The following is a 581-nucleotide window of genomic DNA, read 5'->3' on the forward strand; positions in this document are numbered from 1 at the left end:
GGACTGCCAGTGCGACGACCCGTTCCCGTGCGTTACGAGAAGGCTCGGGCCGGCGAGCTGGTGCACATGGACATCAAGAAACTCGGTCGAATCCCTGACGGCGGCGGATGGCGAGCACACGGCCGAGGATCAGCGCAGGACCGCAGCTCCCACGTCGACAGAACCCGCGCCAAACGAGCCGGAGCGGCCGGCTCCCGCGGCTTCCGCTATCTGCACCACGTGGTCGATGACCACTCAAGACTCGCGTTCTCCGAGCTCCTCGCCGACGAACGAACCGACACCGTCATCGAGTTCTGGCGCCGCGCGACCACGTTCTTCGCCCGTGCCGGCATCACCATCGAGCAGGTCATGACCGACAACGGCCCCGCCTACCGATCTCACGCCTTCAACGCCGAGCTCGGCACGATCCGCCACCGCTTCACCCGCCCCTACCGGCCCCAAACCAACGGCAAGGTCGAGCGCTTCAACCGCACCCTCGCCGCCGAATGGGCCTACGCCACCACCTACGACTCAGACGACGCCCGATCCGCCACCTACGCCGCTTGGCTCCATCACTACAATCACCACCGACCCCACACCGG

General features: G+C 66.8%; 1 protein-coding gene. It reads left to right on the forward strand.

What is annotated here, in order from left to right:
• The coding region (locus tag MT351_RS19795) for an integrase core domain-containing protein (protein ID WP_243583079.1) at positions 1 to 581 on the forward strand (581 nt) is incomplete at both ends.

Source organism: Rathayibacter sp. VKM Ac-2926 (assembly GCF_022815565.1).
Taxonomy (GTDB): domain Bacteria; phylum Actinomycetota; class Actinomycetes; order Actinomycetales; family Microbacteriaceae; genus Rathayibacter; species Rathayibacter festucae.